Source organism: Rhodomicrobium sp. Az07 (assembly GCF_018619475.1).
In the GTDB taxonomy this organism is placed as follows: Bacteria; Pseudomonadota; Alphaproteobacteria; order Rhizobiales; family Rhodomicrobiaceae; genus Rhodomicrobium.
The window spans coordinates 1-9,217 of record NZ_JAHFZG010000032.1 but is presented as its reverse complement, the minus strand read 5'-3'; the positions used below and the strand labels follow the sequence as shown (position 1 = coordinate 9,217).

Annotated in this window: 10 protein-coding genes; 3 read left to right on the top strand and 7 right to left on the bottom strand. The window is 57.3% G+C overall.

The features are described 5' to 3' along the window. Positions 1-135 precede the first annotated feature (135 nt). The 7 genes from KKP04_RS15065 to KKP04_RS15035 form a co-directional block, all read right to left on the bottom strand. On the bottom strand, positions 136-507 hold the full coding sequence (locus KKP04_RS15065) for a hypothetical protein (RefSeq protein ID WP_215033445.1): 372 nt from the start codon (positions 505-507) through the stop codon (positions 136-138). A 22-nt stretch (positions 508-529) separates the two neighbouring features. Further along, positions 530-1,363, bottom strand: coding sequence for a hypothetical protein (locus tag KKP04_RS15060; RefSeq protein WP_215033442.1), 834 nt, complete (start codon positions 1,361-1,363; stop codon positions 530-532). Continuing rightward, a complete protein-coding gene (locus KKP04_RS15055; RefSeq protein WP_215033439.1) occupies positions 1,360-3,741 on the bottom strand; it encodes a hypothetical protein in 2,382 nt (793 codons plus the stop codon). The genes KKP04_RS15060 and KKP04_RS15055 overlap by 4 nt, the downstream gene beginning before the upstream one ends. Positions 3,742-3,891: 150 nt before the next feature. After that, a complete protein-coding gene (locus KKP04_RS15050; protein ID WP_215033436.1) occupies positions 3,892-4,629 on the bottom strand; it encodes a fimbria/pilus periplasmic chaperone in 738 nt (245 codons plus the stop codon). 93 nt (positions 4,630-4,722) lie between these two features. Continuing rightward, positions 4,723-5,316, bottom strand: a complete 594-nt coding sequence (locus KKP04_RS15045; protein ID WP_215033433.1) for a hypothetical protein — start codon at positions 5,314-5,316, stop codon at positions 4,723-4,725. Between the two features lie 10 nt (positions 5,317-5,326). Beyond that, positions 5,327-5,806, bottom strand: coding sequence for a hypothetical protein (locus tag KKP04_RS15040; protein ID WP_215033430.1), 480 nt, complete (start codon positions 5,804-5,806; stop codon positions 5,327-5,329). Between the two features lie 186 nt (positions 5,807-5,992). Further along, positions 5,993-6,574, bottom strand: a complete 582-nt coding sequence (locus KKP04_RS15035; RefSeq protein WP_215033427.1) for a hypothetical protein — start codon at positions 6,572-6,574, stop codon at positions 5,993-5,995. 543 nt (positions 6,575-7,117) lie between these two features. On the opposite strand from KKP04_RS15035, the gene KKP04_RS15030 reads away from it, so the two are divergent. Genes KKP04_RS15030 through KKP04_RS15020 form a run of 3 tightly spaced genes read left to right on the top strand, consistent with a single transcriptional unit; the run spans position 7,118 to position 8,950 of the window. Next, positions 7,118-7,678: a hypothetical protein gene (locus KKP04_RS15030; RefSeq protein ID WP_215033424.1), complete on the top strand. Its 561-nt coding sequence runs from the start codon at positions 7,118-7,120 to the stop codon at positions 7,676-7,678. Between the two features lie 58 nt (positions 7,679-7,736). Further along, positions 7,737-8,666 (top strand): nucleotidyl transferase AbiEii/AbiGii toxin family protein, encoded by a 930-nt coding sequence (locus tag KKP04_RS15025; RefSeq protein WP_251134175.1) that lies wholly within the window; start codon positions 7,737-7,739, stop codon positions 8,664-8,666. 2 nt (positions 8,667-8,668) lie between these two features. Beyond that, positions 8,669-8,950 carry a hypothetical protein gene (locus KKP04_RS15020; RefSeq protein ID WP_371818839.1) on the top strand — a complete coding sequence of 94 codons (282 nt, stop codon included), beginning with the start codon at positions 8,669-8,671 and terminating at the stop codon, positions 8,948-8,950. Positions 8,951-9,217 lie beyond the last annotated feature (267 nt).

Below are 9,217 nucleotides of genomic sequence, written 5' to 3'. Positions count from 1 at the left end.
GATGATATGCTGCGAAATCCGCTTCCATTGATCGTCTCGAAGAACCAGACGGTCCAGAACACCCATGGCTGCCTCCCAAATGACAGCCTTGAATCTGATTTGCTTGCCCTTAGGAATCCCAAGAGTCCACACTACCTAGAGTATAACGCCGACCGAAACAGCCTTTAGAACCGATTTATCCCTGATTTCGAGGCAACCCGGTTCAAGTTCGTAGCAGAGCGACCTTGTCGTCAGGTGCAGATTGTAACCGATCTCGGTTTTTGTGCGCATCCCCTCGGCGGAGAATTGCGCCTCAGTCAGCTGCAAGGTTACGAATGCTGTGTCACCCGCTTTGGGGCTGATCGTAACCCGGTTCTCCAATATCTGCGCACCCCGAAACGCTTTCAGTTCGGACACGCTTGCGGCGCTGAGAACGAGGTTGGGATCGGCTTTGTAGAACACGGGCATATTCAGGCCGAGGGCTATGATGACGCCGCAGCCAAGGATCGTGGCTGGAACAATACGCATGACTTCTTTCCTCTTTTGACGCTTACAATTTTGAATCGATGTGAACGGTGATGACCTCCTTGTAGAGTCCGGCCAGTTTGTTGACTGTGTCGCCGATGGTGACATTCAATCGGCGGCTTGCTTCCCCTGCGGGACCATCCACCCGCCAATCTGCGTTTTTCTCGAGTTGACGGGATTGGCCGTCGATCGACACTTCATAGGGAATGGTGGTCGCAGCACCCGGCAGACTGCCCTCGCGGACGAGAAAACCATTTTCCGCCCGAATTTGAAGCTGGTGGCTTTGCGTGCTTCGCGTCTGCAACACGACCGCTTTCGAGCGCAATTTCAGATCATCGATTTCAAGGGTGGCGCGCAGGCCGGAGCCAGCGACGTTGATCTCGAATACCGGAGGGATCACGCAGTGAAGATCAAGCTCGGTCTGATCCAGCGGCAAACTTCGTGTTCCGGCTTCGGTCAGCACGAACCCGACCCTTTTCGTGAGGGTACCCGACAATGCCGGCTGTCCTCGCAAGGCAGATACTCTCAGCCGAAGGTAGTGAGTCTGGCCCGCAGGAACCGAAGGCGTCGTAATGCTGAGCGCTCCCGACATTGCGGCGGTGGCGTCTCGGGCATCGATCGTAAAGGCGATGTTTTCGAACAAAAGCGGAAGATAGCTATCGGGGATCGTGACACGGTATGAGCAGGCTTCGGTGCCGGTATTGCGGATCGTGACGCCGAGCCGCGCCCTTGCATCCACGACGGAAAAAGGATTGTAGATCAACGGGCGTCTGGCTGAGAAGGTTTCGAGTTTCCCGGCACAGGCGTGTGCAGAAACGGTTGCTCCAGCCAACATTGCCACAACGGCGAATAGCCTCATGCCGCGCACCTTTCGGTCACAGCACCCGCGTCGTAGATGCCCATGGTTTTTTCCGGGACGGTCAGATGGAAGCACTGCGCCGTATCGCCGAGCATTTCGATGCGCCAGCGGCCGGGCTTCAAACCTTCGATGCTGAAACGGCCGCCGCTATTGGTGAAGAGCGCGACCTTGCGGGGATCGGAGACCCCCTCTTCCTTTGCCAAGCCGCTCAAGAGTGCCAGCGGCTTGCCTTCGGCCTCAAGGTTCCCGACAGCCATCACGCTGTAATCGGACCCGGCCTTTAGAACATAGCCGCTCTTGTAGACCGGCTGCACATCGAAGATCCCAGAGCCGAGATCGTAGCCTTCCGGCGCGCCATCGGCTTCGATGGGCAATTGAGAATGAGCGTAGGACGGCAGATCGGAGACCAGGGCTGGCCCGAGCATGTCGGAGGCCGCGCGCGAAGGAGCATCGCCTGCCTTGATACGAAGCGTCGCGTCTGCGAGCGAGTCATGCGGTGCGATGATGGCGAAACTGTCTGTGACCGACCGTCCGAATGCCACATGTCCATCCGCAAAGGCGATCGCCCCCGACGCTGAAACGGTGCTTATGTCGCTGACCACATCGCGGTTAAGGCCATAGACTTGGCGCGAGCGGCTGGCCGCGATGTCGAACCGGGTGTCGGAATAGGCCACACTGAAATCGACGCGATTTTCCGGGTCCGAGCCTGTGACAGCACTGGGGATCTTCTCGATATCGGCCTTGACCGCATAGCGACCGTTTTCCGTCTCGCCAGAGGTGGAAACCCCAAGGATGGAACTCCCGTTGATCCCAACCTGTGTGAACACAATCTCGGTATCTCTTGTCGCGCGGATGTTCAGGCGTCCCATGGCCGTCCAGGAAGACTGGGATTCGCCATAGGTGTTGGACGTGTTGTCGCGGGACAACGAAAGCGCCCAATTGAAATTCGGCCGAACCGATTTGGTAAGCGTCACGCCTCCGCCGACCCGCGAGGACGAGAAGGCGGAACCCGTCACCGCGCTTGCGGAAAGGGAAAGGGCGTAATCATCTGGAAGTTCGAGCGTGTAAAACCCATTGAGTGAAAGCCCTTCGAGAGCGCTCGACGTGGAAAATATCGGCGCAAAACCCGCGCTTCGGTATTCGGCTGCGACCTGGATTCTGCCCGGTACCTCCCACCGCTTGAGAAGCGCCTCGGGCATGTATGTCAGCGCCCCTGCGAAACCTTCTCCGCCATTCCAGCTTTTGCTGACCGCAAGCTCGGCGGCGACACGGCCGAACCAGGTGGGTGAGATGACCATCAGCCCGCCCATCGCGGACTGCGCGTTCAGTTGAAGGTGAGCCGTTCCCGTCAGATCTTCCGTGAGACCGAGGCGATAGTAGCCCGTCGCGGCTGGTGCGCTCCAGGAGTACTGCATGCCGGTCAACCCGGACGCGCTCTTGTAGCCCGCCGAAAAGCCCCAGTCGCTGACGCCGGGCGCCAAAAGATCGTATTCGTAGAACTGGGAAAAGTTGAGCGAGGTGCGCTTGCCGGTGTCGTCCGTGATTTCGAGCGTGATGTTGTTTTCCCCGCTTCTCAGGGGCAATTCGCTGATGTCGTGATCGCCGGGCGCCATCTCGAGACGGCGGACAACCTGACCGTTGATGAGGATATCGACCTCGGAGGGGCGCTCAAGTCGAAAGGAGCGTTGCCCGGTAGGCCGAATGTTTTTCTGCGGCTGGAGCTTGTCGTAGGATTTCTGGACGGACACGCCGAAAAAACTGCCGCCGTTCTGCATCCCCGTGGTCGCGGGCGTGATGTCCCCGGCCATATAACGAAGCGCGTTCCCGGCATCGTCATACACGGCGCGGGTTCCCTGCCGCATGGCAAGACCGTTGGCGGAGGCAAACTCGTTTTCGACGACAATGCCCATGACGCGAACGGCGGATGCAACACCGATTCCGGGAGAGAAGGTTCCCCGCTTCGATGTGATGTCGGGGGACGTATATTGCGCGCCTGCGGTGATGTTGACGTAGCCTGAAATATCCGCGCGCGGCGCCAGATGCTCGGTGGGAACGCTCTGCTCTTCGGCAAGCGAAATATGCGCGCCGGGCCTCTGATCGGCTTTTGGAAAGAAGCTCAGCGTCATCTCCCCGATATCGAAGGAAACCGGCAAGCCCACTTCTTTCAGGGCCTGAAGAGTGACAAATCCGCCAGAAGCAGGGAGCGTGCGGACAGCCGCCGCGATTTCGGGTTTTAGTATCGGTGTCGCAAGCTTCAGGAATGTTTCCTGGTCTATAGAGTAGGCATCCTCTCCAGAAAGTTGGGTAGGGATGTCGCCAAGGTGAAAACGGCCATCCTTCAGGGCGAGACTGATGGTGTAAATTTTGCTTGCAGTCATTGCCTGTCCCAGTCCCTGACTCTTCTGAACCACGCTCACCTGAGCGGCTTCTTGCGCATGCGTTCCCGTAACGCCCGCAAGCAAAGCCAGAATCCCGAAGACAGGCGAACGGCATTGCATGGACGACTCGATGGGATATTCGCTTCCCCGCTATCGCATTGCTCTGCCGAGCACGACCTCAGCGCTCACGTTCTTCGCGTCAGCAGGCAGCGGAACCGCAAGCTTGAAGCGTCTCTTCCTGCCCGGCTGGACGAGGCCTATTCCGACGGCGTACTCCAATTCCCCCTGAGACAATGTCTTTGACCAGCTGCCCGACCTCAACGTCAGAGAGGCTTCGCTCAACTTGGAATGCACAGTCCCCGAATTGCCGAGGAGCAGGGTCACGTATTTCTTTCCGCCTTCGCTCACGACGCTGCTCGAAAGCACGTCGAGCGCCTTCTTTCCCGATGGCGGCGCGACATTGGCGACGACGTCGAAATTGAACACGATCTGAAACCCGCTTTTTTTCTCCGGCATCGCGACGGGTAACTGGTTCACTGCCAGGATATAGGTTTGGCTCTTGGGGACCGGGGTACCTGCCCACTGCACGCGAAACACCTGCTTCGAGTGAGGTTTGAGCATCCGGCTCGGCGGGAAGATCAGAAAATCGTTCGGCGCGGGCGTCATCTGCCGACTGCCGTCCTCGGCGATCTCGGCGCGCGAGACGACCACCTCGATCGGCACGTCCCTGTCGCTGTCGTTATTGACGAGGATTTGAGCAGTCCGCTGCGACGGATCGCCCGAGTTGATCTCGACGACCAGCGGCGTCACCCCAAGCGCATGTGCCGGCGTACCGGCAAAAGCGAGCGCCATAGAGACGAAGAATACACGGGTTGAATATGCACGCATCTGCCCCACCCTCTCGCGTTACCGCAGAAGGTCTCTTGCTGTTTTGGTTTTCTGGTTCTGATCAGGAAGGCGTTGCCCGACGCCCTGCCACAACTAAAGCTTCGCGCCGATCTGCACGGCTACGGTATCGGTGTAAGTGCCGTTGACGAGAGGAACGTTACCGTTTTTCGTGGCAAAGGTCAGCGTCAGCGTGCCCGAATTTGCCCCAGCGGTCTGGAGTTGAGCCGTGCTCTGCTGGGAGGTGTCGAGGATCAAGTCGTGGATGGATCCCCAATCGGCTGTCACCGTGTAGTCGACCTTGCTGAGGAATTCTCCGGCCGTGGCCTGTTTTGCATCGGTCGACGTCATCCCTCTATTCTGGCTCGACAAGCTGAGAAAGGCTTCATAATTGCACATGGCCTTGTCGAACTTCAGTGTAAGGCTCGACGACTTCACGAAGGCGGTCGAATTATCGATCAGACTTTCGATGGTCACCATGTTCGAGGAGTAGGTCGCGTTCGATGCCGCGCCTGATGGGGCCGCTTGTCCGGGAAGCTGGCAGACCTGTGGGGCCACACCCTTGATTTGAAAAGACGTGCTCGCGCTGGATGAGGCCGACTGGGCCGTCGCTTGCGTCACGCAAAAGCCGGCTGCGAGAAGCAGTGTCGACGCGACGGAATAGTAAGCGTTTTTCGAAACGGGTTGCATAATGGCTTCCTTAGAGCAGCGGCCTGAAAGTGATCACGAGGTTGTCTGTGTAGATGCCTGCCACAACCGGCGCATCGCCGGGGTCGCTGACTTCGATGTCGATGCGAAGATCGCCGGAGACCGCGCCCGGAGCGATGGCCTCGGGTGTCGATTGTCCCTGAACGCCGCCGGTCTGCAACGCAACGACAGAAGGGCCCCAGGCTACGCTCGCGCCGTAGTCGAAACGCTGGACGAAGCCCGATCCTGCTTCTGTCTTGGTCAGAGGGTCCAACCCGCCGTTTCCGGAACTGACAGTCATGGCGTGCGGATGGTTGCACATGCCTTTGAGTGTCACGGAGATCGACGTTGCAACGGCTCGGGCGTTGGGATCGATAAGCTGTGTAACGCTGAGGATGTTCTGTGTTGCTGAGCCGCCGCTCACCGCCATATTGGTGGAGCGAACCTGCCTCGCTGCCTCAAAGTGGCAAACCGGCTGCGCGTTGCCCTGCATGACGAAGGCTTGGCGTGCTCCTTCCTCAGCGTAAGCGCACCCCGCTCCCGTGAGAAAAAACGCAACTAGCGCACATACATGGCGACTCAGTACGAACACGACGCACCTGCATTATCAACACATTGTTGAAAATATTTCGTTATTTGGGAGAGTCAACCAGGTTGCGTGTGTTCCTGACACAACAACTTACAGCTCAGGTGCGATTCGGAGAAAGAGCACGTCCTGATAGGTTCCCGCGATCGGAAACTGGTCGCCGGAATCCCAAGAGAATCCGAGGGTTATATTCCTCTGAAGCGCAGAACCGTTTGCATGCGAGACGCCCTTGCACGTCGAGGCGCCGTCCTTCATGTTGCTTGAATAACACGTGTCAACAAGCGCGCTCGTGTCGGTTTCCACTTGATAGGACAAGGAATATGGCAGGCTGGTCAGAAATGGCGGGTTTGCAGTTATCGAGCGGTTTAATGTGACAGCGCCATTTTGCGAGCTGACCGAAAAGCCAAACCGCGAATTGCAGGAAAAGCCAACGCGCACAGATGCAGACCCTTTGCGCGTGATGTCGCCGAGGTCAACGACCGGCGTTGTGCTCGACACGATACACGAAGGCGGCACGGTGGTCTGGACGGTGATCGTGACATCCTGACTTCCCGCCTTTGCGCCGGCCGCTATTGTGACCACCACAAACAACGATGCCCCGAAAAACCGCCTTCGCGCCCGCCACGACGGGATCGCCGATGTGTGTTCGGATTCCGTGCCTTGTCCGACAAACATCGCGAACGCCTCCTCGACTTGCGGCAAAACCTCTGATTGCTGATGTCTCAGAAATTGAAGGCGCGTGTCAATCGTCAGCCCCTTCTGGTGAGAGCGCCCACTGGGATGGGTCGCCTCATTGTCGCCAAAAATATGGCGATGGAGTTATCCACAGACAGAATAATAGCGCATAAAAATCAATGCGATAAGTGCGATATCGCCGAGTGTGTGGCCGAAATAAGGCTATTTTACGTCAAAACCTGGTTGCGCATTTTGAAAAAGATTTTTAGTAATTGAGATACAGTCAGATGTAAGCGAGTAAACGATGAACAACCTGAGAAACTTCCGGCGATTGGGTCCGATTTGGACAGCTACGCATCGCGGATGTGACATCTTCATCCGTGGCTTCATGACATCTCTGAATAAAAAGAAAGATTAAAGCACAGAAGCACGATCATTCGTGCCGCCTCTTCAGCTGAACACGTTCAAAAGATTTGTCGTTTAGTCCATCGGTGCGCGCGCACTGCGTGCCGCCGCATAGTGTTGCGTATAACGGAGTCCATCATGACGACCGATATGTTCGAATCCAGGAACTACAGCGTTGCCGATCTTGCGCAAGTTCGCGCCCAAGAACTGAAAGCCCGTCATTGGATCGAAGCCGCTGTTGCGGCAGGTATGGACCCCCATATCCAGCAACAAGGCATGTCTTCTGGAGAACTGGCCGGAGAGTGGCTGTTACGAAAGCGCAAGACGGCGCGCGCTCAAAACACGAGGATCGATGAACTGCCCGATAGTCTTTGGCTTGAGGCCTTCATCGTTCTGGAATCATTGGGGCGCATTGAGTTTGCCGAGAACCTCATGCCTTGGCATGGAAACCTGTTTCTTGACGATGCATCGCCGCGCGTTGTTGCCCTGCGGATTCGGATGGCCCGGCGCGTCCTCAACATGGAACCGGCGCAGTTTTATGGGCCGTTGGGGATCAGCACCGCGGCTGCACTCTCACTCGAAATGGGCTCTTCTCCCATGAGGGGCGAGGATTTTGTTAATCTGGATGCCATCTGCGCAAGACATGGCCTGTCGTCGGACTGGGTTCTTTCGGGGCAGGCGGATGATATCGAGCGCTGAGGTCGACATGCGTCGAGGCTAACGCCAGCATCCAAATTGTCCCTCAGACGGAGCACCTATGGAACGGAAGTCCGCTTGTCGTATCAAAGCGGACCTTCCGCTCCATAGGTGCAAGTTTCCGCTCCCGACCCATCTCGACGAACAGCGCGCAACTTTTTTGATGCGGTTCCGTCGATGGATAAGGCTGAATGCTAACCTGCCTTCAAGGCCGCTGGCGCGGGCACGGCGCAGAGGGTCGGTTTGTCCCGCGCTGTGGTTTGTCGGTGTTTTGGCTTTGCCTTCTGCCAACGGCTCCCATTATCTTGGCTCAATGACACAGATATTCGATCCGAGGCTCGATATCCTGCCCGCCTCGCAGCGGCGCCTTTGGGACGAACTCGGCGATACTCCGGCAGACTTCATCCTTTATGGCGGTACCGCTCTTGCCTTGCGGATTGGCCATCGAAAGTCTGTGGATTTTGATTTTTTCAGTTCAGAACCGCTTGATCCCGCCAAGCTTCTTGAACAGGTTCCCTATCTCAAGAACGCCAGTGTTATTCAAAGCGAAGTCAACACCTTGACTGTCACTGTGCGAAGGCGCGGTCCTGTAAAGCTCTCCTATTTTGGAGTGCCTCGTTTGCGGCGAGTTGGCGAAACGAGCAAAGCGCCTGTGACCGGATTAAGAGTCGCATCGCTGCTGGACCTCGCAGGAACCAAGGCTGCCGTGGTTCAAAGAAGGGCCGAGGCAAAGGATTACATCGATGTTGCCGCGATTTTGTCAGAGGGCAGCATCGATCTTCCGCTCGCTTTGGCGAGTGCAAAGGCGATCTATGGCGCGCAGTTCAATCCGCAAAATACCCTCAAGGCGCTTGTGTTCTTTGATGAAGGGAATTTGCAGGGGCTCTCGCAGCGCATAAAGAAGCAACTCGTAGACGCCGTCCGCGGTGTTGATCTTTCAAAATTGCCCCATCTGACCGGTGAGAAGCTCGATCAGGGACGAAAGCGGTGAGAGTGATACCCTTGACGCCAGAAACTTCGAGGATCGCAAGGCGGATCATCTGGTTCGAGCCGCCGTCTGCTGCGCTTTCCGATCCCGTTCGTTTCATGGCCTACGCCATGGCGCGCGCCACCCATGAGGACATGCAGGTGCTTCGCCGATACGTTCCGCTGGAAGACTTGGTCGAGGCGCTCGATCGGGCGCCGCCTGGGATCATCGACGCGCGATCCTGGGCGTATTGGAACCTGATTGCCGGCCGTTATCCCGCGCCTCCTTTGCCGAAGAGGCAGCTTTAGAGAGTCGCTGTTCGGTTGAATATGGCGTCGCGATCACGATTTGGCGGCACGTTCCGCGGCTGCAAGAGACTGAGCGAGACTGTCGAGTTCATCGTCGACTTGGCGGGACAGGCTTCGAAGCCTAGAGCGGATATCGACCGTTTCGAATCGCTTTGAGGGATTCCCACCGGGCGCGAATTCTGATTCAGATTCCGTGCTGGTTAAGGAGGCAGTCATGAATGGGCCACCCTCTGTCGATGGATTTGCGTTCGCGGCTTCTGGCTGCGA

Excerpts from the sequence above, each read along its gene's own strand:
- KKP04_RS15065 (WP_215033445.1), bottom strand. The coding sequence starts at position 507 with ATGCGTATTGTTCCAGCCACGATCCTTGGCTGCGGCGTCATCATAGCC.
- KKP04_RS15060 (WP_215033442.1), bottom strand. The coding sequence starts at position 1,363 with ATGAGGCTATTCGCCGTTGTGGCAATGTTGGCTGGAGCAACCGTTTCT.
- KKP04_RS15055 (WP_215033439.1), bottom strand. The coding sequence starts at position 3,741 with ATGACTGCAAGCAAAATTTACACCATCAGTCTCGCCCTGAAGGATGGC.
- KKP04_RS15050 (WP_215033436.1), bottom strand. The coding sequence starts at position 4,629 with ATGCGTGCATATTCAACCCGTGTATTCTTCGTCTCTATGGCGCTCGCT.
- KKP04_RS15045 (WP_215033433.1), bottom strand. The coding sequence starts at position 5,316 with ATGCAACCCGTTTCGAAAAACGCTTACTATTCCGTCGCGTCGACACTG.
- KKP04_RS15040 (WP_215033430.1), bottom strand. The coding sequence starts at position 5,806 with ATGCAGGGCAACGCGCAGCCGGTTTGCCACTTTGAGGCAGCGAGGCAG.
- KKP04_RS15035 (WP_215033427.1), bottom strand. The coding sequence starts at position 6,574 with ATGTTTGTCGGACAAGGCACGGAATCCGAACACACATCGGCGATCCCG.
- KKP04_RS15030 (WP_215033424.1), top strand. The coding sequence starts at position 7,118 with ATGACGACCGATATGTTCGAATCCAGGAACTACAGCGTTGCCGATCTT.
- KKP04_RS15025 (WP_251134175.1), top strand. The coding sequence starts at position 7,737 with ATGGAACGGAAGTCCGCTTGTCGTATCAAAGCGGACCTTCCGCTCCAT.